Genomic DNA, 22,329 nt, shown 5'->3' with positions numbered 1-22,329 from the left:
CGTTTATTGAGTCGCGGAGACCCGCCACACCTTGTTCCCCACATCATCGGCCACCAGCAAGCCTCCCTGCTGATCGATCACCACACCCACTGGCCGACCCATGGCTTTTTCTTCGTCATTGAGAAAACCGGTGAGCACATCAATCGGTTGTCCCGTCGGCTTGCCATCGCTAAATGGCAAAAAGATCACTTTGTAACCGCTGTGCGGTTTGCGGTTCCATGACCCGTGCTGGCCGATAAAGGCGCCTTCCTTGAATGGCGCCGGCAATGTGTTGCCTTCGGCGAACGTCAGGCCCAGCGACGCGGTGTGCGGGCCGACCGCGTAGTCCGGCGCGATTGCCTTGGCCACCAGATTCGGGTTTTGCGGTTCGACGCGTACGTCGACGTGCTGGCCGTAATAGCTGAACGGCCAGCCGTAAAACCCACCGTCCTTTACGGAAGTGATGTAATCGGGCACCAGGTCGCTGCCGATTTCATCCCGCTCGTTGACCGCCGTCCACAGTGCGCCGCTTCGCGGCTCCCACGCCATGCCGTTCGGATTGCGCAGCCCGGAGGCAAAGATCCGGTGATTGCCGGTGGCGCGATCCACTTCCCAGATCGCCGCTCGTCCTTGCTCCTGATCCATACCGTTTTCGCCGACATTGCTGTTCGAGCCTACCGTGACGAATAGCTTGCTGCCGTCCCGGCTGGCAATCACATTTTTGGTCCAGTGGTGATTCAGTGTTCCCCCCGGCAGGTCGACGACTTTGATTGGTTGCGACTTGATGGCGGTGTCGCCGGTTTCGTAGTGGAAGCGCAGCAGGCGATCCGTGTCGGCCACGTACAGGTCATTGCCCACCAGCGTCATGCCGAAGGGCGAGTTCAGGTTTTCGAGGAACACCGTGCGGGTCTCAGCGATGCCGTCGTGATTGCTGTCGCGCAGCAGCGTGATGCGGTTCGGGCTCGGTACGCCTGCTCCGGCGCGGCCCATGACTTTCTCGGTGATCCAGCCCTTGATGCCTTTGTTGTCATCGGGCTTGGCTGGGGCGTTGGTTTCGGCGACCAGGACGTCGCCATTGGGCAGGACGTACAACCAGCGCGGATGATCGAGATTATCGGCAAATGCGCCGACTTGAGTGCCGCTGGCCGCCACGGGTTTTGCACCGTCCGGCCAGCCGATGGCCGGGGCGATGTTAATCGTCGGGAATAGCGTTTTATTGGGTTCGGGTAACTTGGGTGACGGACCGGTGCCGTCGGAGACTTGCAAGCTGGAGGTTTCGCCGCAAGCGACGAGCCCTCCGGCGAGAGCAATAACGAATATGAGCTCGGATGTGCGCATTGCGGATCTTCCCTGTGGGTGCCTTGATTTAATCATAGAGAAGCCTGGCCGCTGGTTGGTTCAACCCTTCAGCCGCGAGCCTGCTTCAACAGCGCGGCCATGCCGGGATAGCAATCGCCTGCCTGGTTATTGATCAGCGGCGGTTATTCATCTGTGCGCCCTGTCTTCAATTGACGCTCCACCCCCAACCCTCTAACCTTCGCGGCTTGTTTCAGGTGCTCTGTGGCTTGGGTCGACAGAGTGAAACAGGGAAGTCGGTGAGCGAGCGCTTCAGAAGTGAAGAGCCGCAATCCCGACGCTGCCCCCGCAACGGTAAATGGGTGAAAGGCTGCGCCTTGGCCACTGTGTCGACAGACATGGGAAGGCGCGCAGTCTGGCGCAAGCCGCTCATGAGTCCGGAGACCGGCCTGATCCATCCAAGCGGCATCACGGTGGGCGATGCCAGGCTTCTTGCCGTCTATTCTTGTGCCTGCCCGCCGTTATTCCAGCCTCAACGGAGAGCTCCCCTATGACTGATACCCCCGATCGTGACGAACGTCATCTGGCGCGCATGCTGCGCAAAAAAGCCGTGATAGACGAGCGCATTGCCAACTCACCGAACGAGTGCGGCCTGCTGCTGGTGCTGACCGGCAACGGCAAAGGCAAGAGCAGCTCGGCGTTTGGCATGCTCGCGCGATCCATGGGCCATGGCATGCAGTGCGGCGTTGTGCAATTCATCAAGGGACGTAACAGCACCGGCGAAGAGTTGTTTTTCCGACGCTTCCCCGAGCAGGTGCGTTTTCATGTGATGGGTGAGGGCTTCACTTGGGAAACCCAGGATCGTCAGCGTGATATCGCCGCCGCCGAAGCCGCCTGGGCCGTGTCGCGGGAACTGCTGCGTGATCCATCCATTGGCCTGGTGGTGCTGGACGAATTGAACATCGCCCTCAAGCACGGTTATCTCGATCTGGATCAGGTGCTCAGCGATTTGCAGGCGCGTCCGCCGATGCAACACGTGGTGGTCACCGGTCGCGGCGCCAAGCCGGAGATGATCGAGCTGGCTGACACCGTCACCGAGATGGGCATGATCAAGCACGCCTTCCAGGCCGGGATCAAAGCGCAGAAAGGCGTGGAACTGTGAGCCGCACGGTATGAATAGCGCTCGCCAATGCCCGGCAGTATTGATTGCCGCACCGGCCTCCGGTCAGGGCAAGACCACTGTCACCGCCGCACTGGCCCGTTTGCATCGCAATCAGGGGCGCAAGGTGCGCGTGTTCAAATGCGGCCCGGACTTTCTCGACCCGATGATTCTCGAGCGCGCCAGCGGTGCGCCGGTTTATCAATTGGATATGTGGATGGTCGGCGAGCAGGAAAGTCGTCGCCTGTTGTGGGAGGCCGCCGCTGAAGCCGATCTGATCTTGATCGAAGGCGTGATGGGACTGTTCGACGGCACGCCGTCGAGTGCCGATCTGGCGCGTCACTTCGGTGTGCCGGTGCTCGCTGTCATCGACGGCACCGCCATGGCTCAGACCTTTGGCGCCCTGGCCCTCGGGCTGGCGCGCTATCAGCCAGATTTGCCGTTTGCCGGGGTCCTGGCCAATCGCGTCGGCACCCTGCGTCACGCGCAATTGCTTGAGGGCAGCCTGACCGAAGGCCTGCGCTGGTATGGCGCCTTGTCCCGGGAAACCGGGATCGAATTGCCGAGCCGCCACTTGGGGCTGGTACAGGCCAGCGAGTTGAACGACCTCGATGTTCGCCTTGATGCGGCGGCTGAAGCCCTGGCCAGCAGTTGCGAAGTCGCGTTGCCGCCAGCGGTGCAGTTCGCCGCTCCCGATGTGATTGCAGCCGAGCCATTGCTCGCCGGTGTGCGCATTGCCGTGGCCCGTGATGAAGCGTTTGCCTTCACCTATGGCGCCAGTCTCGATTTGTTGCGGGCGATGGGCGCTGAGTTGCGTTTTTTCTCGCCGATCCGTGACGCGCAATTACCGGAGGCCGACAGCTTGTATCTGCCGGGGGGGTATCCGGAGTTGCATCATGTGGCGCTGGCGCAAAACACCTCGATGCTGAACGCCATCCGCGCGCACCATGCCGCAGGTAAGCCGTTGCTGGCCGAATGTGGCGGCATGCTTTATCTGCTCGATTCGTTGACCGATGTCGAAGGCACCTGCGCTGAACTGGTCGGTTTGCTGAGCGGTGACGCAGTGATGCAAAAGCGCCTGGCCGCGTTGGCCTTGCAGGCGGTTGAACTGCCGGAAGGGATGCTGCGCGGGCACACCTATCATCACTCGCTGACCACCACTGAACTGGTGCCGATTGCCCGGGGCTCGAGTCTTAATGGCGGGCGTGGAGCCGAAGCGGTTTATCGTGAGGGGCGGATGACGGCTTCTTATGTGCATTTTTATTTTCCGTCCAATCCGCGGGCGATCGCCGTACTGTTTGCGCCGGATGTTGAAACCGCCATCGCTGACAAACCAGCTCCCACAGTGAGCGGTGTAATGCCTGAAGACATGCAAGTCCTTGTGGGAGCTGGCTTGCCAGCGAAGAGGCCATGACTGACAACGCCTTTTCCGACGCCGAACGCGAAGCGGTTTATCGCGCCATCGCCGAACGCCGCGACATGCGCCACTTCAGCGGGGGCACGGTCGAGCCCGAGTTGCTTCGGCGTTTACTCGAAGCCGCGCATCAGGCGCCCAGCGTTGGCCTGATGCAGCCCTGGCGTTTCATCCGCATCAGCGATCGCGATTTGCGCGGCAAGATCCAGGCGCTGGTGGAAGACGAGCGCATCCGCACCGCCGAAGCCCTCGGCGAGCGCACCGACGAATTCATGCAGCTCAAGGTCGAAGGCATCAACGACTGTGCCGAGGTGCTGGTGGCTGCACTGATGGAGGATCGCGAGCGGCATATCTTCGGGCGTCGAACGTTGCCGGAAATGGACCTGGCGTCGTTGTCCTGCGCGATCCAGAACCTCTGGCTGGCGTCCCGTGCCGAAGGTTTGGGCATGGGTTGGGTTTCATTGTTCGAACCGCAAGCGCTCGCGGACCTGTTGGGCTTGCCCGCGGGTGCCAAGCCATTGGCGATCCTGTGCCTGGGGCCGGTCAAGGCATTCTATCCGGCGCCGATGCTGGTGCTCGATGGCTGGGCGCAGGCGCGTCCGCTGAGTGAAATGTTGTATGAAAATTATTGGGGAGTGAGTCAATGAGTGTGGCGTTGTTGAGTGTCGCCGCGGTTGCGCTGGATGCGCTGCTGGGCGAACCCAAACGCTGGCATCCGCTGGTGGCGTTCGGCCGTTTTGCCGAGCGCATCGAGCAACGTTTCAACGGCGGTGGCCGTGGTTGGCGCAGTCATGGGGTCACTGCATGGGTGATCGCCGTGTTGCCGCTGACATTGTTGGCCACGGCATTTTCCTGGGCGCCTTATGTCGGCTGGATCGTCGAGATTCTCGCGCTGTATTGCGCCCTCGGCATGCGCAGCCTCGGTGAACACGTCGAGTCTGTGGCGAAAGCCCTGCGCAGCAATGATCTTGAAGAAGCACGCAAACGCGTGAGCTATCTGGTCAGCCGTAAAACCAGTGAGCTGGATGAAACTGAAGTTGCCCGTGCCGCCACCGAATCGGTGCTGGAGAACGGCAGCGATGCGGTGTTCGCCGCATTATTCTGGTTTGCCGTGGCCGGAGCGCCGGGCGTGGTGCTCTACCGGTTGAGCAATACGCTGGATGCGATGTGGGGCTATCGCAACGAACGCTTCGAGCGTTTCGGCTGGGCAGCGGCGAAGATCGATGACGTGCTCAATTACATGCCTGCGCGGCTGGTGGCGTTGACCTACGCGCTGCTGGGTAAAACCCGGCTGGCCTTGAAATGCTGGCGTACACAGGGCCCGACCTGGGACAGTCCGAATGCCGGTCCGGTGATGGCGGCGGGGGCGGGGGCGCTGGGCGTCGAATTGGGCGGGCCGGCGATTTATCACGGCGAACTGCATGAGCGTCCGCAACTGGGCGAAGGCGTGCCGGCGGATGCCGACGCCATCGACCGAGGCTGGCAATTGGTCCAGCGCGGGGTATGGTTATGGCTGCTGATTCTCTGCGTGGGGGCTGAATTTTATGCTTGAACACGGTGGCCGGTTGCGCAAGGCGGCGTTCGAATACGGCATCGAGGAAGCCGATTGGCTCGATCTGTCCAGTGGCCTCGCGCCCTGGCCGTTTCCTGTCCCTGAAATACCGTTGCGGGCGTGGGCGCGGTTGCCGGAAACCGATGACGGCCTGGAGCAGGCCGCTTGCGATTATTACGGCACTTTGCAGGCATTGCCGGTGGCCGGTTCGCAAATGGCCATCCAGTTGCTGCCGCGTTTGCGTCGGGCCGGCAAGGTCGGCGTGTTGTCGCCGTGTTACGCCGAACATGCCGAAGCCTGGCGGCGCAATGGTTACATCGTGCGTGAAGTGCTGGAGCAGGAAGTCGATTTCTTTGTCGACAGCCTCGACATACTGGTGGTGGTCAACCCGAACAATCCCACGGGCCTGAACCTGACGCCCGGCCGATTGCTGGACTGGCACGCGCGTCTGGCGCAGCGCGGTGGCTGGTTGGTAGTGGACGAAGCATTCATGGACACCACGCCGCACTTGAGCCTTGCGCCATTTGCTCACCAAGTCGGTTTGATCGTGCTGCGTTCGTTCGGCAAATTTTTTGGCTTGGCCGGTGTGCGTCTGGGGTTTGTGCTGGCCGAGCGCAAGTTGCTCAAATTGCTCGCCGAGCAAGTGGGGCCGTGGGCCGTGAGTGGCCCGACCCGGGTGTTGGGCCAAACGTGCCTGCGCGACACCGAAGGCCAAACGCAACAACGCATACGCGCCGAAGAGGCCAGTGAGCGGTTGGCGGCGCTGCTCGAACACCACGGCTTCAAGCCGCAGGGCGGTTGTGCGCTGTTTCAGTGGCTGATCACGGATCGCGCCGAGGAACTCCACGAGTTCATGGCCCGGCGCGGCATTCTGCTGCGCCTGTTCATACATAACAGCAGCCTGCGTTTCGGCTTGCCGGGCGATGAAGCCGATTGGGCGCGTCTCGACGCCGCATTCAGTGCCTTTACCAAGGAACATCCATGACCACGTTGATGGTGCAGGGCACCACCTCCGATGCCGGTAAAAGTACCCTGGTGACGGCGCTGTGCCGTTGGGTCACGCGTCAGGGGGTGAGCGTGGTGCCGTTCAAGCCGCAGAACATGGCGCTCAACAGTGCGGTGACTGCCGACGGTGGCGAAATCGGTCGCGCGCAAGCGGTGCAGGCTCAGGCGGCGTTTCTCGAACCTCACACCGACATGAACCCGGTACTGCTCAAGCCCAACAGCGACACGGGCGCTCAGGTGATCATCCATGGCCGGGCGGTCACGACGATGAATGCCGTGGCCTATCACGACTACAAAGCCATCGCGATGCAAGCGGTGCTGGCCTCGCACCAACGGTTGAGCGCGGCGTATCCGGTGGTGATGGTGGAAGGCGCGGGCTCGCCGGCTGAAATCAATCTGCGTGCTGGCGACATCGCCAACATGGGCTTCGCCGAAGCGGTGGACTGCCCGGTGCTGCTGATCGCCGACATCAACCGTGGCGGGGTCTTCGCGCATCTGGTGGGTACGCTGGAGCTGCTGTCACCGAGCGAGCAGGCACGGGTCAAAGGCTTCATCATCAATCGTTTTCGTGGCGACATTGCCCTGTTGCAACCCGGTCTCGACTGGCTTGAAGCGCGCACCGGCAAACCGGTGATCGGTGTCCTGCCTTATGTGATGGACCTGCATCTGGAGGCCGAAGATGGCATCGATCAGCGCCAGACCGACAAGGCCGAGCAGGTCCTGAAAGTGGTGGTGCCAGTGCTGCCGCGCATCAGCAACCACACCGACTTCGATCCGCTGCGCCTGCACCCGCAAGTCGATCTGCAATTCATCGGCCCCGGCCAGGCCATTCCTCCCGCCGACCTGATGATCTTGCCCGGCTCGAAAAGTGTGCGCAGTGATCTCGCGTATCTGCGCACCAACGGCTGGGAAACAGCAATAGCCCGACATTTGCGCTATGGCGGAAAAGTGTTGGGTATCTGCGGCGGCTTGCAAATGCTCGGCGAGCAGGTGCACGACCCGTTGGGCCTGGAAGGTGCACCGGGCTCCAGCGCCGGACTGGGCTTGCTGGCATTTGAAACGCAGCTGGAACAGGACAAGCAACTGCGCAATGTGCGCGGGCGCCTGGCGCTGGAGAATGCTGAAGTCGTCGGCTATGAAATTCACGCTGGGGTGACCACCGGGCCGGCGCTGGAAAATGCCGCGGTGCAGCTCGATGATGGTCGGTGCGACGGTGCCCAGAGCGACGACGGGCAGATTTTCGGCACGTATCTGCATGGCCTGTTCGAGTCACCGGCGGCCTGCAGTGCGCTGTTGCGTTGGGCGGGTTTGCAGGCGGTGCAGGAGGTGGATTACCACGGGTTGCGCGAGCGCGATATCGAGCGGTTGGCGGATTTGGTGGAGAAGCATTTGGACACCTCGTTGCTGCGTGAGCTCTGCGGGATTTAGGCTGGCCTTGCCGGCCCTATCGCGAGCAAGCTCGCTCCCACAGGGTTCATGTCAATCCAGATCACTGTGGGAGCCCAGGTGCTTCACCGAAGATGTTAAGGAATAAACCATGCTGCAACTGATCCTCGGCGGCGCCCGCTCCGGCAAAAGTCGTCTGGCCGAAAAACTGGCGACTGACAGCCAATTGTCGGTGACGTACATCGCCACCAGCCAACCCCTGGACGGCGAAATGAACGAGCGGGTCGCCCATCACCGCGCCCGTCGCCCAGCCGAATGGGCGCTGATCGAAGAACCGCTCGAACTCGCCCGCGTCCTGCGTCAACACGCCCGCGTCGATCATTGCCTGCTGGTGGATTGCCTGACGCTGTGGCTGACCAACTTGTTGATGCTCGACGACGTCGAGCGCCTGGGCGCCGAACGGGATGCCTTGCTCGATTGCCTGGCATCGCTGCCGGGTGAAATCATTTTTGTCAGCAACGAGACCGGAATGGGTGTCGTGCCGCTGGGCGAATTGACTCGCCGTTATGTCGATGAAGCCGGTTGGCTGCATCAAGCTCTGGCCGAACGGTGTCAGCGCGTCGTCCTGACCGTTGCCGGCCTGCCCCTGACTCTGAAAGGAACTGCGTTATGACCCCATCCTGGTGGCTGGCCCCGTGCAAACCGATCGACACTCAAGTGCTCGAACAGGCGCATGCCCGGCAGCAGCAGTTGACCAAACCGGCCGGTTCCCTCGGTCAACTCGAGTCGGTAGCGGTGCAACTGGCCGGCCTGCAAGGGCAGGTCAAGCCAAACCTGGATCGGGTCTGGATCGCGATTTTTGCCGGGGACCATGGCGTGGTGGCCGAAGGGGTGTCGGCGTTCCCCCAGGAAGTCACCGGGCAAATGTTGCATAACTTCGTCAATGGTGGAGCGGCGATCAGCGTGTTGGCGCGGCAGTTGGGCGCTTCGCTGGAAGTGGTCGATCTCGGCACGGTAACGCCTTCGTTGGACCTGCCGGGCGTGCGTCATTTGAACATCGGCCCGGGCACGGCGAATTTCGTCCTGGGCCCGGCGATGACTCAGGTCCAGGGTGAACTCGCTATGCAGGCCGGTCGCGACAGCGTGTTGCGAGCTGTCGCAACGGGCGTGCAATTGTTTATCGGGGGTGAGATGGGCATCGGCAACACCACCGCTGCCAGCGCTTTGGCCTGTGCCTTGCTCGATTGCCCGGTCATGCACCTGACCGGGCCGGGCACCGGTTTGAATGCAGCGGGCGTCAGCCATAAGGCGCAGGTGATCGAGCGGGCGTTGGCGATGCATACGGCTCAGCGTGGCGATGCCTTGCAGACCCTGTTCAACCTTGGCGGTTTTGAAATGGCGGCGTTGGTCGGTGCTTATCTGGCCTGTGCGCAGGAAGGTGTCGCGGTGCTGGTGGACGGGTTCATTTGCAGTGTCGCGGCATTGGTCGCGGTGCGTTTGAATCCCGATTGCCGTCAGTGGCTGGTGTTTGGGCATCGCGGTGCCGAGCCGGGTCATCGGCATGTGCTCGAAACCCTGGGCGCCGAACCGCTGCTCGACCTCGGGCTGCGTCTGGGCGAGGGCAGCGGTGCCGCGTTGGCGGTGCCGTTGCTGCGACTGGCTTGTGATCTCCATGGGCAAATGGCGACCTTCGCCGAGGCCGCAGTGGCGGATCGCCCGGCATGACCTTGCACCTGGACCTGTTGCGCCATGGCGAAACCGAACTCGGTGGCGGTTTGCGTGGCAGCCTCGACGACGCGCTGACTGAAAAAGGATGGCAGCAGATGCGCGAGGCGGTGCTCGCGCAGGGGCCTTGGGATCGGTTGGTGAGTTCGCCGTTGCAGCGATGTGCGCGGTTTGCGCAAGAACTCGGTGGGCAATTGGGCGTTCCGGTCGCCCTGGAAAAAGATCTGCAGGAACTGCATTTCGGCGCCTGGGAAGGGCAGAGCGCTGCCGCGTTGATGAAAACCGACGCCGAAGCCCTGGGTTTGTTTTGGGCTGATCCGTATTCGTTTACCCCGCCACAAGGCGAGCCGGTTGCGGATTTTTCGCTGCGGGTACGGACGGCCGTGGCGCGTTTGCAGTCGACGTACGTCGGTGAACGCGTGCTGCTGATCAGCCACGGCGGTGTCATGCGTTTGTTGCTGGCGCAGGCGCGGGGGATGCCCCGCGAGCAATTGTTAAACGTCGAAGTCGGCCATGGTGCGCTGTTCTCGCTGTCGGTTGACGCCGACGGTGGGTTAAGGGAAGTGATCTGAGCATGCTGCCGTTCTGGATCGCCCTGCAATTCCTGAGCAGCCTGCCGATTCGTCTGCCGGGCATGCCGGCGCCCCGGGAGCTTGGGCGTTCGCTGCTGTTCTATCCGTTGGTGGGATTGTTGTTCGGCGTCATTCTGTGGGCGTTGAACTGGCTGTTGCTCGGCGCGCCTTTGCTACTGCATGCCGCGCTGTTGCTGGCGGTCTGGGTGTTGCTCAGTGGTGCGCTGCATCTTGACGGTTTGGCCGACAGTGCCGATGCCTGGCTCGGAGGCTTTGGTGATCGCGAGCGCACGCTGACGATCATGAAAGATCCGCGCAGCGGGCCGATTGCGGTCGTTGCGCTGGTACTGGTGCTGTTGCTCAAGTTCACTGCATTGCTGGCGTTGATCGAGCAAGAGTACGCAGTCGCGTTGATCATCGTGCCGTTGATTGGGCGGGGGGCGTTGCTGGGGTTATTCCTGACCACGCCCTATGTGCGCGCCGGTGGTTTGGGGCAGGCGCTGGCTGATCATTTGCCGCGATCGGCGGGCAAGCAAGTGCTGGCGGTCAGCGCCCTGGCGTGTGTGTTGATCGCCGGTGTCGGTGGTGTTATGGCGCTGGTAGTGGCGGTTGCCGCGTTTGTCTGGCTGCGGCAGCTAATGCTGCGACGTCTTGGCGGGACGACCGGCGACACGGCGGGGGCGTTGCTGGAATTGCTGGAAGTTGCGATGCTTGTGGGCTTGGCACTGGTCTGATTGTTCTGCGCTGGCGGTTTCGCCCTCATCGCGAGCAGGCTCGCGATGGCAATCTATCAGCCTCCGAAGCTCAGGAAACTTGATTTAACACACTCGCGGGTATATACACGCATCATGCTTGATTCCCAATGTTTATGTATCAACCTGCGTCGCGCCGCCCGTGGCGTCAGCAGGCATTATGACGGCGCTCTCGATGGCTTCGGGATCAACGTTGCGCAGTATTCTTTGCTGTGCAATCTGCAACGGTTGGATCAACCGAGCATCTCTACCCTCGCTGAAGCGATGGGGCTGGATCGCAGCACCCTGGGACGCAATCTGCGGGTGCTGGAAGGCGAAGGGTTGGTGATGCTGGTCGAGGGCGAGGACATGCGCAATCGCATCGTCAGGCTGACCGAGGCCGGCGGCGAGCGTCTGAAAGCGGCCTTGCCAGCGTGGGAAGCAGCCCAGCAGCGATTGATCGATCGCCTGGGCGCCGAAAAGCGCGAAACGTTATTGAAGTTGCTGGACGAACTGGCTTGATGCCGGTTCGTTCGATCTTAAGCGGGTATATACCCGCGACCGGAGAACAAGAATGACATCGATGTGGCGTACATGCGGTTGGGTTTTGGTGGGGAGTGCGCTGATCCTTGCGTTGTCTCTGGGCGTGCGACATGGTTTCGGGCTGTTCCTGGCGCCGATGAGCGCCGAATTTGGCTGGGGGCGTGAAGTGTTTGCCTTTGCCATCGCCCTGCAGAACCTGATCTGGGGGCTGGCGCAGCCGTTCACCGGCGCCTTGGCCGACCGCTTTGGCGCAGCGAAAGTGGTGCTGATTGGGGGCGTCCTGTATGCCGTGGGCCTGGTGTTCATGGGGTTGTCCGATTCGGCGGTGACGTTGTCGTTGAGCGCGGGCCTGTTGATCGGAATCGGCCTGTCGGGCACGTCGTTTTCGGTGATCCTCGGCGTGGTCGGGCGGGCCGTACCGCCGGAGAAACGCAGCATGGGCATGGGTATCGCCAGTGCCGCGGGTTCGTTCGGCCAGTTCGCCATGTTGCCCGGCACGCTCGGCTTGATTGGCTGGCTCGGCTGGTCGGCGGCACTGCTCGCCTTGGGCCTGTTGGTGGCGCTGATCGTACCGCTGGTGAGCATGCTCAAGGACAAGCCATTACCGGTGCTCGGTCATGATCAAACCCTCTCGGAGGCACTGCGCGAGGCCTGCTCTCATTCGGGATTCTGGCTGCTGGCGTTCGGTTTCTTTGTCTGCGGTTTTCAAGTGGTGTTCATCGGCGTGCATTTGCCGGCGTATCTGGTCGATCAGCATCTGCCGGCCACCGTCGGCACAACGGTCCTGGCGCTGATCGGCTTGTTCAACATCTTCGGCACCTACACAGCCGGCTGGCTGGGCGGGCGCATGTCCAAGCCGCGGTTGCTCACCGGGTTATATTTGTTGCGGGCGGTGGTGATCGCGCTGTTCCTGTGGGCACCGGTGACGACGACGACGGCGTACCTGTTCGGCATGGCGATGGGCTTTCTATGGTTGTCGACGGTGCCATTGACCAACGGCACGGTCGCGACCTTGTTCGGCGTACGAAACTTGTCCATGCTCGGTGGGATTGTTTTCCTGTTTCACCAGCTGGGTTCGTTCCTCGGTGGCTGGTTGGGCGGGGTGGTTTACGACCGGACCGGGAGCTATGACTTGATTTGGCAGGTAGCAATTCTTTTGAGTCTGTTCGCTGCTGCTCTGAACTGGCCTGTGCGTGAACGGCCGGTTGCGCGACTGCAAACGCAAATGAGCGCAACATGAGCAGTCTCTGGCCGCGTGTCGTTATTTTTGCCGTCTGCGCTGTGTTGCTCGCAGTGGCCTGGTGGGGTTGGCATCAGGGCGGCCTGGCGTTGATGCAGTTGGGCATGGGCGCTTGTTAGGACGCTTGCTGCCGGGTGGGAGGGCGAGTAACTTCGTTCTCACACGATCACTCAAGGAAGCACCGATATGCTGATGCGCTGGCTTGCAGTTCCTGCGTTACTGTTAGCGTTCACCGGATTGGCACAAGCGGCAGAGTGCCCGGCGCTGCTGCAGGGCTCCTTGCCCAAGCTACGTGCCAATGAATCCATTGATCTGTGCCAGCGCTTCGCCGGCAAACCGCTGGTGGTGGTCAATACCGCGAGTTTCTGTGGCTTCGCACCTCAGTTCAAAGGCCTTGAGGCGCTCAATCAGCGGTACAAGGGTCAAGGGCTGGAGGTGATCGGCGTGCCGTCCAATGACTTCAAGCAGGAGTCCAAGGACGGTGCCGAAACCGCCAAGGTCTGCTACGTCAACTACGGCGTGACCTTCACCATGACGGAGCCACAGAAAGTGCGCGGCGACGATGCAACGAACCTGTTCAAGGTGCTCGCCAAGCAGTCCAGTGCGCCCAAGTGGAATTTCTACAAATACGTGGTCGATCGACAGGGCAAGGTGATCGCCAGCTTCTCCAGCCTGACCAAGCCTGATGATCCGGACTTCATCACGGCTGTGGAAAAAGCCCTGGCTTCCCCACCATTGGCCTCCGCACCCTGATTGTCGCCCACTAAAAAGCCCCGCCTCTGTACAAGAGCGCGGGGCTTTTTTGATTCAGGGGGCGAGTGGTTCAGGCTCGCCGTGAATCATCAGAAGCGGTAGGTCGCACCGATACCGAAACCGTTCGCCCAGTTTTCATACTTGGCGCTGTAGTTCTGGTTGCGAGGAATACCGTTGCTGTTGTTGACCTTGACCGACTCTTCACGCAGGTACGAGTACGCCACGTCGATGGTCAGGTCGTCGGTCGGGCTCCAGCCGGCGCCCAGGCTGAAAATCTTGCGATCGCCAGTCGGGATGCGTGGGGAGCGGTTTTCGTTGTTGGTAGGTGCCTGGTCCACCGAGAAACCGGTGCGCAGAACCCACTGCTTGTTCAGCTGATACGAAGCGCCGATGGCGTGCGCCCAGGTGTCGTGCCAGTTCTGCTCTTCGGTGATGGTACCGAATTGAGCGTTCAGAAGTGCGGGAACGCCGCTGTTCTCGACGCTGATTTCTTTCAGGCGGCTCCAGCGAGTCCAGGTGCTGCCTGCATAAAGAGTCCACTGGTCGTCCAGCTGATGGGTAACCGAGAAGTCGACCGACTCAGGCGTGGTGATATCCAGCGAAGCATCGTACTTCTGGCTTGTTGGCTGACGCAGGGCAGCGAGGCCGGCGTAGTTGACCTTGGTGTCACCGTCGAGCTTGTACTTCACTTTCGAGTGGTAGGTCAGGCCAACGCGAGTGCTGTCGGTGGCTTGCACCAGGATACCGATGTTGTAACCCAGCGCAGTGTCGTCACCTTTGATCTTGACTTCGCCGTCCGGACCGAGCGGGTTCAGCGACAGATTCGATTCCAGCTTGCCGTCGATACGGTTGATGGTCGGACCGAAACCGATCGACACCTTGTCGTTGAAGGCATAGCTGACGGTTGGCTGCAGGGTGATGATTTGTACTTCGCTCTTGCTGCCGAAGTAACGGCCGGCAAAACCGTTTTCATAATCGGTTACCAGACCGAACGGTGCGTAGACACCGAAACCGACTGCCCACTGGTCATCGATAGGCTTGACGTAGTAGCCCATCGGCACGCCCATGAAAGGGACCATGTCACCTTTGTTGGTGCCGCCGTTCGGGCGGGAGCTGGCATCGCTGATGTCGGTGTGTGCGTCGATGAATGCAACACCGCCGGTGACTTGCTCGCGTTTAATGCGAGACATGCCGGCAGGGTTGCCTACAACTGTGGATGCGTCGTCGGCAGAGGAAGATCGCCCGGCAAAACCAGTACCCATCCCGCTGATGCTTTGTTCGTTCAGGGCAAAGCCACTCGCGAAAATCTGGGTGGATGCCATGGCGACGGCGAGGCTAATGGTGGTTTTGAGCATTACTTTTTTCATTATTAGAACTCCTGGTGATCACCGGGGCGAAAATTACCAACATTTTCGTCCCGGCGCTATAGGCTGTATGGCTTGATTTAGAGCGGTTTTGTAGGACAATCCGACCAGATTCGCGGCGTGTTGTGCGATTTTTGGATCCAGGTTTGATCAGCAGGCGACCTGATTCAGCGGTGATACACAGGTTTGCCAGGCGAAGGTGAAGTCTCTCAGGCGGCCTTGGGGCTGGAAGGTCTGGCGCCAGATTCTGGCCATGCCCAGCAGGTCGTCTGCTTCGGGGAGCGGGGTATTCTGTTCTTCGACCAGCAGCCAGGCGATGGCTGTGGCGTAACGCAGATTGACGGTCAATTCGACGTGCGGGCCACTGAGAAAAGCGTGTTGGCTGGCAAGGCCGCGGACCAGGCTTGCGCGTTCGGGATCGAGCGCCAGGTAGTGGTCCCAGAGTGCCTGGTGGCGGGGTTCGGCGATACGGTAGAGGCCATGGCCACGGCGGTCGTGCAGGGCGGAACCCAGGGCTGACTGGCTGGCGGCAATGCCCAGCAGCAGGGCTTCGGCTGTTGCGCTATGACGTCCAAGGTAGATCAACGTCGGACGGATCACATAACGGCACAGTTCGCTGGCAGCGATACCCATAAAACCCTCGAATCCATGAAATGGGCGGCGATGCCTGATGGGGGCCTTGGCAGCGGTGGATCGACTCAGGCTCGCCGGAAGCGGATCAAGCCGCTTGAGTTGAAGTGTAGTGTCATATTCACTACGTAAAGGTCTGTTTTTAAAATATTTTCGGCTTCCTGTTATAACCGTTATATCGGTTGGTGCTTAACCGGTGTGTCGGTAATTTGAAATCTCGGGCAACAAAAAGCCCCGCTTTTTGAGCAGGGCTTTTGGTATTTCAGCCTTTCTGGCGTCTCAGGCAACCAGTGCCTGACGGGTACGCTCGATCACGGCCTGCAGCGGTTCCGCGCTGGAGTACTGATCGGGGTACAGGCGTTCGCTGTGTCGGGCGATGCCGTGTTCGTTGACCAGAGTGAAGCTGAAGCAGCCTTTGCGAGCAGCCATGATCAGGCAGTTCATTGGTGCAAAAGCGTTGGTTAGGGTGCGGATGGCATCCTGTGCATGGATTTGAGTAGACATAGTCATGGTGTTCCTACAAGCGACACGGATAAGAGCCGTGCAAAATTAAAACGTTCCAGCGACGACGACCACCGTTGGTCGAGCGAAGAACCTGACTGGAACAAAGCAGCCAGTTTGAAGCGCTGATAAATTGGCGCGCTTGGGCTGGCAGGTAGGTACTTAGGAGGGCAGGCAGCACATCAAGGGCAAAGGTTCTGGGCCCGGGGTGAAGATCCTGATCAATTTGCAGGCTGGTTCGGTCAGAGTAAGTGAGCCTGGCAACACCCTTTGTTTTCGATTCAAAGGCTGTGTTGACGCAAGATTTACCTGGAAACCATCGAGGTGGTCGATCCCGCTTTTATCGGCAGAGGCTTCCGTTGGGAAGGCTATCCGGGGGGATTTGTTCGACCAGAATTGACTTTCAGCTTGGTACTAACGCCGCGGATACTAACGGATTGAATTGGCAAAAGGAAGTGTGCTAGCGAAAAAGAATGATCAAAGGCTGCTTGTGCACCTGCAAAAGGTCATTCTCAGCGGGTTGAGCGCCACGAAAAAGCCACTCAAACGCTCTGTATTCCGACCGGTGGTCATGACCATCCAGCGGGTAGCAAGAGGCCTGGATGGCGGCTTTGGCACGGTTTATCCCCAGATCGGATGACAAAATGCGCCGAAAAAGCGCATCGATATAACCATCCATGAGCCACTTGTGCACATCAGTTACGCAGGCTGTCATGCCGCTGTCATGTTGCCTTAAAGCGCAGTGGCTGCCTGTAACCAAAATTTAAGTCAATGAAAAACATCGCTTTTTTTTACTGGTGAAAAAATCGTCAGTTTGACTGCAGGCCCCATTCCACAGGGCTTTGCGGCGCTTCAGGGGCGGTTGTCCACTGAGTTATCCACAGCTTCTGTGGATTGTCCCGAGCGCTTGCTCTAGGACGGGCGTGCCGGGATTTTTTCGGCTTTACCTGTAAGAAAAAAAGAGTAGAGTGGCGCGCCTTGCGATCTGCCCACAGTGCTTTATGAAGTTTCGTACACCATCCGATTCCTCTTCCTCCAAAACATCCCCTGCTGCACCGCCAAAGCGTTTTTCGATGCGGGTGGCAGAGTGGTTGCTGGACAGCCCGCGACTGGGTGAAAACCCGAACGTGAAACACATCGCCGGACGTTTGCTCAAGCAACCGGCCCGTGAAGGCATCGTGGCTGCGCAAAGTCGCCTGGGCCAGTTGATGTGCCGTGAATGCGGGAATGCGCGCGATCGCCGGATCGGCCATGATTTGTTGCGTCAGGCCGCACGGGCAGGTGATGTGCGCGCGCAACAGGAACTGGGCCGGATCGAAGACTGAGCTGTCCAAGACCTGACGCCTTGGTTAACCTTCAAACTTTAATTCGAAGGCAGGAATGGCTATGGCTATGGACTTGACCAGCGCGTTGCTCGGTCTGGCAGGCGCGGCATTGCCGCTGCTGGTATTGGCCTGGCAACTCCAGCGCCGGGCCAGTCACTCGCAGGCCGACGTCGCGTTACTGGAAGAGCGCCTGGCCATGGCCCAACTGGCGCAGGACGGCTTGAACGCCCAGCTTGAAACCTGCCGCGATGAAGTGGCTGATCTGGGACAGGCCAACGCCGCCAAGCAGGCAGAACTGGCCGCTGTGCGCCGTGAAGTCGAGTTGTTGCAGATCGAACGCGACGACGCCCGGGATGCGTCCCATGCCTGGAACATCGAGCGCGCTGGCAAAGAAGCCGAGTTGCGGCGCCTGGACGCCCAGACGGCCGCGCTCAAGGCTGAACTGCGTGAACAACAGGATAGCCATCAGCAACGCCTCAACGACCTGCAAGGCTCGCGAGACGAGCTGCGTGCACAGTTCGCCGAGCTGGCGGGGAAAATCTTCGACGAGCGTGAGCAGCGTTTTGCCGAGACCAGCCAGCAGCGTCTGGGGCAGTTGCTTGATCCGCTGAAGGAACGCATTCAATCGTTCGAAAAGCGCGTCGAGGAAAGTTATCAGGCCGAAGCCCGTGAGCGTTTCTCCCTGGCCAAGGAACTGGAGCGCCTGCAACAGCTGAATCTGCGCCTGAGCGACGAAGCCACCAACCTGACCCGTGCCTTGAAAGGGCAGAAAACCCAAGGCAACTGGGGTGAGTTGATTCTGGAGCGGGTGCTTGAGCATGCCGGGCTGGAGAAGGGGCGCGAGTATCAGACCCAGGTCAATCTCAAGGGGCCGGACGGTGAGCGCTTCCAGCCTGACGTGATCATTTATTTACCCGGCGACAAGCAGGTGGTGGTCGACTCCAAAGTCAGTCTCACGGCTTACCAGCAATACGTGGCGGCCGAAGACGAAGGCATCCGCCAGATCGCCATCAAGCAACATGTGCTGTCGCTGCGTAATCACGTCAAAGGCCTGTCCGGCAAGGACTACAAGCGGCTCGACGGTTTGCACAGCCTGGATTTCGTGTTGCTGTTCGTCCCGATCGAAGCGGCATTTTCCGCCGCGTTGCAGGCTGAGCCGACGCTGTTTCAAGAGGCGTTCGATCGCAACATCGTGATCGTCAGCCCGACCACGTTGCTTGCGACGCTGCGGGTCATCGACAGCCTGTGGAAGCAGGAACGACAAAGCCAGAACGCCCGGGAAATCGCCGAGCGGGCAGGGTGGCTGTACGACAAGTTTGTATTGTTTATCCAGGATCTGGACGAGGTCGGCAATCGATTGCAGCAACTGGATAAAGCCTACAGCTCGGCGCGGAACAAGCTGACCGAGGGGCGCGGTAACCTGGTCAGCCGTAGTGAGCAGTTGAAGCTGCTGGGCGCACGGGCGAGCAAGAGTCTGCCGGCGGATTTGCTTGAGCGAGCGATGACAGATGTCGATGGCTTGGTCGAGTTGCCGGAATAGTCTTCTAATGCTCCTGGCTTTTGTGGCGAGGGAGCAAGCTCCCTCGCCACAAAAACATTCCTATCTTGAGTGAATGACTACAACGGCAAATGCCGACTCAACAACGCCCGCAACGCCGCCGGCTTGACCGGTTTGGCCAGGTAGTCCAAGCCCGCCGCATGCACTTGAGCCACCGTCTCTGGTCGCCCATCGGCACTGATTACCACGCCCGGCACAGGCTCACCCAGGCGAGTGCGCAACCAGGCCATCAATTCGGTTCCGGTTTCGCCGTCGTCCAGGTGGTAGTCCACCAACGCCAATTGTGGTCGCACCCCCTCGCTGAGCAGGGTCATGCACTCTTCGCGATTGCGTGCGGTCCACACCTGGCAGCCCCAGCGCGTCAGCAAACTGTTCATGCCGATGAGAATGCTGTCTTCGTTGTCGATGCACAGCACCTGGGCGCCGCTGAGCAACTTGCCATTGTGTTCGGCAACCTTGGCAGGCAGCGCCGTTTGCGCCCGGGCCAGCGGTACTCTGACGCTGAACACGCTGCCGCGTCCGGGCCACGAACGGACCATCAAGGTATGCCCCAACACCCGGCATAGACCATCGGCTATCGCCAGTCCCAAACCAAGGCCTTTTTCCGCACGGGTCTGATGGCTGTCGAGGCGTTTGAATTCTTCGAAAATTACCTGCTGCTTGTCTGCCGGAATCCCCGGTCCGCGGTCCCAGACTTCCAGGCACAGCTCGCCTTTACGTCGACGAACGCCGAGTAACACTGGTCCTTTGGCATAGCGGAAGGCGTTGGTGAGGAAGTTCTGCAGGATGCGGCGCAGCAGTTTGATGTCACTGTCGATGCGCAGCTTGCTGCCCCGGACACGGAATTGCAGCCCTTGCTCGCGGGCCAGTGCCTTGAATTCGGCGCCGAGGGTGTCGAACAACTCACTGAGGGCAAATGGCTTGGGATCGGGATTGATCTTGCCGTTTTCCAGGCGGGAAATGTCCAGCAGATCACTGATCAGGTCTTCGGCAGAACGCAACGAGCTATCAAGGTGCTGGATCAGTTTTTGCGCTTCGCCGGACAAGCCGTCTTCCTGATGAGTCAGGGCTGCGGAGAACAGTCGCGCAGCGTTCAGCGGTTGCATCAGGTCATGGCTGACCGCTGCGAGGAATCTGGTTTTCGACTGGTTGGCCGCCTCGGCGGTGCCCTTGGCTTCGGTCAGGGCGACGTTGAGTTGCGACAGTTCATGGGTGCGCTCCGTCACGCGCTGTTCGAGGCTCTCGTTGGCTTCGGTCAATGCCTGCTCGGCCTCGCGGAAGGGGGTAATGTCGGTGAAGCTCATGACAAAACCGCCGCCGGGCATCGGGTTGCCGATCAGTTCGATCACCCGCCCGTTAGGGAACAGCCGCTCCGACGTATGCGCCCGGCCCTGACGCATCCAGTGCAGGCGCCGGGCGACGTGCACTTCGGCTTCGCCGGGGCCGCACAACCCACGCTCGGCGTTGTAGCGGATGATATCGGCGATCGGTCTGCCAACGCTGATCAAGCCGTCGGGATAGTTGAACAGCTCCAGATAGCGCCGGTTCCAGGCCACCAGTTTCAGTGACTGGTCAACCACGCTGATACCTTGGGAAATGTTCTCGATCGCCCCTTGCAGCAGTGCGCGGTTGAATTGCAGGACTTCCGACGCTTCGTCGGCGATTCGCACGACGTCCTCCAGTTGCATCTCCCGACCTTCAATGGCCGCTTTGACCACTGCCCGTGTCGACGAGGCGCCCAGCACGCCGGCGAGCAAGCGTTCGGTGTGGGCGATCCATTCACCGTCGGCATTCTGGTTCGGGTTGAAGCCTTTGCCCTGACGATAGGCAAAGCGGATGAAGCTCTGGCGGGCGCGTTCCTCACCGACGAAGCGAGCGGCCAATTGCAGCAAGTCGTCGATCTGCACCGCGAGCATCGAGCGCGCGCTCGGGCGGGCGCTGATTTCCTGGCCGATGAAGCGGCCAGCCTGCCAGTGCTCCGAAACCCGGGTGCGCGACAGCACCGAGACCCAGGCAAACAGGGTGAAGTTGCCCGCCAATGACAGCACCACGCCTTGGGTCAGCGGAGTGATCGGCAGGTTCAGCGGATTGCCGTGCAGCCAGGCCAGGCCTGGGAAACTGTTCAGGGACATGCCGAGGCTGTGGGCGGCGATCGGCAGAATCAGTGTGTAAAACCACAGGAATGTGCCAGCGGCGAGGCCGGCGAAGACGCCACGGCGGTTGGCTTGTTTCCAGTACAACGCGCCGAGCATCGCCGGTGCCAATTGCGTGACGGCAGCGAACGCGATCTGGCCAATGGTTGCCAGGCTGGCGGTCGAGCCCAGCAGGCGATAGCTGACATAAGCCAGCAGCAGTATGACCACAATGCTCACGCGGCGCACCGAAAGCATCCACTGGCGGAACACTTCGAACGGACGCTCGGCGTTGTTGCGCCGCAGCAACCACGGCAACAGCATGTCGTTGGAGACCATGGTCGACAGCGCGACGCTGGCCACGATCACCATGCCGGTGGCCGCCGACGCACCGCCGATGAAAGCCAGCAAGGCGAGGGCAGGGTGAGCCTGGGCCAGTGGCAGGCTGATGACGAAGGAGTCAGGCAGTACCGAGCTTGGCAGCAGCATCTGACCTGCCAGGGCGATCGGTACGACAAACAATGCGGCCAAAGCGAGATAGGCCGGAAACACCCACTTGGCCAGGCGCAGATCCTGCGGGTCGATGTTCTCGACCACGGTCACATGGAATTGTCGCGGCAGGCAGATAATCGCCATCATCGCCACGCCGGTCTGCACCACCATCGACGGCCAGTTGATGGTTTCTTTCCAGTATTGCTCAAGGCGCGGGGCGAGCATGGCCTGATTGAACAGGTCATCGAAACCGTCGTACAAACCGAAGGTCACGAACGCGCCGACCGCCAGAAAGGCAAATAGCTTCACCAGCGATTCAAAGGCAATCGCCAGCACCATGCCACGGTGGTGTTCCGTGGCATCGAGGTTGCGCGTACCAAAGACAATGGTGAACAACGCCAATACCAGCGACACGATCAGCGCCGTGTCCTGCGCGCTAACACCCATGGTATCGGCGCCGGCACCGATCAACAGATTTACGCCAAGCACGATGCCTTTCAGTTGCAAGGCGATGTAGGGCAGCACACCGACCAGGCAAATCAGCGCCACCACCACTGCCAGCGACTGCGATTTGCCGTAGCGAGCGGCGATGAAGTCGGCAATTGAAGTGATGTTCTCCTGCTTGCTGATCATCACCATTTTCTGCAGGACCCACGGCGCCCCGATCAGCAGCAGGATCGGCCCAAGGTAGATCGGCAGGAATGACCACAGCTGTTCGGCCGCCTGGCCCACGGCACCGAAGAACGTCCAGCTGGTGCAGTAGACCGCCAGCGACAGGCTATACACCCAGGCACGCACCCGCGGCGGCAATGGCGCGCTGCGACGGTCACCGTAAAAGGCGATGGCGAACATGATGGCCATATAGGCCAGGGCGACGGCGGCAATCAGCCCGCTGGACAGCGACATGGGAACTCCAGGCAACCAAAGACACCCGGGCCTCCCGCCCGGACGGACAGTCTCGCACGATGGCAG

At 60.6% G+C, this 22,329-nt stretch carries 22 protein-coding genes and 1 riboswitch; of the genes, 16 read left to right on the top strand and 6 right to left on the bottom strand.

Annotated features, from left to right (window positions below; genetic code table 11):
* Window positions 1–3: 3 nt before the first annotated feature.
* A complete protein-coding gene (locus BVK86_RS22150; protein ID WP_075948453.1) occupies window positions 4–1,317 on the bottom strand; it encodes a PQQ-dependent sugar dehydrogenase in 1,314 nt (437 codons plus the stop codon).
* A 196-nt stretch (window positions 1,318–1,513) separates the two neighbouring features.
* Window positions 1,514–1,742: riboswitch (cobalamin riboswitch) on the top strand.
* A gap of 83 nt (window positions 1,743–1,825) precedes the next feature.
* On the opposite strand from BVK86_RS22150, the gene cobO reads away from it, so the two are divergent.
* The 14 genes from cobO (at window position 1,826) to BVK86_RS22085 (ending at window position 13,355) form a co-directional block, all read left to right on the top strand.
* A complete protein-coding gene (gene cobO / locus BVK86_RS22145) occupies window positions 1,826–2,437 on the top strand; it encodes a cob(I)yrinic acid a,c-diamide adenosyltransferase (RefSeq protein ID WP_075948452.1) in 612 nt (203 codons plus the stop codon).
* Window positions 2,438–2,447: 10 nt separating this feature from the next.
* A complete protein-coding gene (locus BVK86_RS22140; RefSeq protein ID WP_075948451.1) occupies window positions 2,448–3,848 on the top strand; it encodes a cobyrinic acid a,c-diamide synthase CobB in 1,401 nt (466 codons plus the stop codon).
* Window positions 3,845–4,495, top strand: coding sequence for a 5,6-dimethylbenzimidazole synthase (gene bluB / locus BVK86_RS22135; protein ID WP_075948450.1), 651 nt, complete (start codon window positions 3,845–3,847; stop codon window positions 4,493–4,495). The genes BVK86_RS22140 and bluB overlap by 4 nt, the downstream gene beginning before the upstream one ends.
* A complete protein-coding gene (cbiB, locus tag BVK86_RS22130) occupies window positions 4,492–5,400 on the top strand; it encodes an adenosylcobinamide-phosphate synthase CbiB (RefSeq protein WP_075948449.1) in 909 nt (302 codons plus the stop codon). Before bluB ends, cbiB begins: the two co-directional genes overlap by 4 nt.
* Complete coding sequence (gene cobD, locus BVK86_RS22125) at window positions 5,393–6,385, top strand: threonine-phosphate decarboxylase CobD (protein ID WP_075948448.1); 993 nt, start codon at window positions 5,393–5,395, stop codon at window positions 6,383–6,385. The genes cbiB and cobD overlap by 8 nt, the downstream gene beginning before the upstream one ends.
* Window positions 6,382–7,833: a cobyric acid synthase gene (locus BVK86_RS22120; RefSeq protein ID WP_075948447.1), complete on the top strand. Its 1,452-nt coding sequence runs from the start codon at window positions 6,382–6,384 to the stop codon at window positions 7,831–7,833. Before cobD ends, BVK86_RS22120 begins: the two co-directional genes overlap by 4 nt.
* Window positions 7,834–7,942: 109 nt before the next feature.
* Window positions 7,943–8,464 carry a bifunctional adenosylcobinamide kinase/adenosylcobinamide-phosphate guanylyltransferase gene (gene cobU / locus BVK86_RS22115; protein WP_075948446.1) on the top strand — a complete coding sequence of 174 codons (522 nt, stop codon included), beginning with the start codon at window positions 7,943–7,945 and terminating at the stop codon, window positions 8,462–8,464.
* Complete coding sequence (gene cobT / locus BVK86_RS22110) at window positions 8,461–9,516, top strand: nicotinate-nucleotide--dimethylbenzimidazole phosphoribosyltransferase (RefSeq protein WP_075948445.1); 1,056 nt, start codon at window positions 8,461–8,463, stop codon at window positions 9,514–9,516. The genes cobU and cobT overlap by 4 nt, the downstream gene beginning before the upstream one ends.
* Window positions 9,513–10,088 (top strand): alpha-ribazole phosphatase family protein, encoded by a 576-nt coding sequence (gene cobC / locus BVK86_RS22105; protein ID WP_075948444.1) that lies wholly within the window; start codon window positions 9,513–9,515, stop codon window positions 10,086–10,088. Before cobT ends, cobC begins: the two co-directional genes overlap by 4 nt.
* 2 nt (window positions 10,089–10,090) lie before the next feature.
* On the top strand, window positions 10,091–10,822 hold the full coding sequence (locus BVK86_RS22100) for an adenosylcobinamide-GDP ribazoletransferase (RefSeq protein ID WP_075948443.1): 732 nt from the start codon (window positions 10,091–10,093) through the stop codon (window positions 10,820–10,822).
* A 114-nt stretch (window positions 10,823–10,936) separates the two neighbouring features.
* A complete protein-coding gene (locus BVK86_RS22095; RefSeq protein WP_075948442.1) occupies window positions 10,937–11,341 on the top strand; it encodes a MarR family winged helix-turn-helix transcriptional regulator in 405 nt (134 codons plus the stop codon).
* 52 nt (window positions 11,342–11,393) lie between these two features.
* Window positions 11,394–12,602, top strand: coding sequence for an MFS transporter (locus BVK86_RS22090; protein WP_075948441.1), 1,209 nt, complete (start codon window positions 11,394–11,396; stop codon window positions 12,600–12,602).
* Complete coding sequence (locus BVK86_RS30335) at window positions 12,599–12,721, top strand: hypothetical protein (RefSeq protein WP_269458086.1); 123 nt, start codon at window positions 12,599–12,601, stop codon at window positions 12,719–12,721. The genes BVK86_RS22090 and BVK86_RS30335 overlap by 4 nt, the downstream gene beginning before the upstream one ends.
* 67 nt (window positions 12,722–12,788) lie before the next feature.
* Window positions 12,789–13,355 carry a glutathione peroxidase gene (locus tag BVK86_RS22085; RefSeq protein ID WP_075948440.1) on the top strand — a complete coding sequence of 189 codons (567 nt, stop codon included), beginning with the start codon at window positions 12,789–12,791 and terminating at the stop codon, window positions 13,353–13,355.
* Window positions 13,356–13,444: 89 nt separating this feature from the next.
* Here BVK86_RS22085 and BVK86_RS22080 read toward each other — a convergent pair whose 3' ends face one another.
* From BVK86_RS22080 to BVK86_RS22060, 4 genes are all read right to left on the bottom strand, one after another.
* The gene (locus BVK86_RS22080; RefSeq protein WP_075948439.1) at window positions 13,445–14,722 is read right to left on the bottom strand and encodes an OmpP1/FadL family transporter; all 1,278 of its coding nucleotides are present in this window, start codon (window positions 14,720–14,722) and stop codon (window positions 13,445–13,447) included.
* A gap of 147 nt (window positions 14,723–14,869) precedes the next feature.
* Window positions 14,870–15,352, bottom strand: coding sequence for a hypothetical protein (locus tag BVK86_RS22075; protein ID WP_075948438.1), 483 nt, complete (start codon window positions 15,350–15,352; stop codon window positions 14,870–14,872).
* 276 nt (window positions 15,353–15,628) lie between these two features.
* On the bottom strand, window positions 15,629–15,853 hold the full coding sequence (locus BVK86_RS22070) for a hypothetical protein (protein WP_003204606.1): 225 nt from the start codon (window positions 15,851–15,853) through the stop codon (window positions 15,629–15,631).
* A gap of 457 nt (window positions 15,854–16,310) precedes the next feature.
* Entirely contained in the window at window positions 16,311–16,565 is a 255-nt protein-coding gene (locus tag BVK86_RS22060) for a hypothetical protein (RefSeq protein WP_075948437.1), read from the bottom strand.
* A gap of 286 nt (window positions 16,566–16,851) precedes the next feature.
* Between BVK86_RS22060 and BVK86_RS22055 the strand changes: the two genes are divergently transcribed.
* Both BVK86_RS22055 and BVK86_RS22050 read left to right on the top strand, forming a co-directional pair.
* Window positions 16,852–17,175, top strand: coding sequence for an SEL1-like repeat protein (locus BVK86_RS22055; RefSeq protein WP_075948436.1), 324 nt, complete (start codon window positions 16,852–16,854; stop codon window positions 17,173–17,175).
* Between the two features lie 196 nt (window positions 17,176–17,371).
* Window positions 17,372–18,715 (top strand): DNA recombination protein RmuC, encoded by a 1,344-nt coding sequence (locus tag BVK86_RS22050; RefSeq protein WP_173668882.1) that lies wholly within the window; start codon window positions 17,372–17,374, stop codon window positions 18,713–18,715.
* Between the two features lie 77 nt (window positions 18,716–18,792).
* Here the strand turns inward: BVK86_RS22050 and BVK86_RS22045 are convergent, their stop codons facing one another.
* Complete coding sequence (locus BVK86_RS22045) at window positions 18,793–22,263, bottom strand: hybrid sensor histidine kinase/response regulator (RefSeq protein WP_075948434.1); 3,471 nt, start codon at window positions 22,261–22,263, stop codon at window positions 18,793–18,795.
* Between the last annotated feature and the right edge of the window lie 66 nt (window positions 22,264–22,329).

Source organism: Pseudomonas reinekei (assembly GCF_001945365.1).
GTDB lineage: Bacteria > Pseudomonadota > Gammaproteobacteria > Pseudomonadales > Pseudomonadaceae > Aquipseudomonas > Aquipseudomonas reinekei.
The sequence above is the reverse complement of the archived record's forward strand: the minus strand, read 5'-3'. Positions and strand labels throughout refer to the sequence as shown.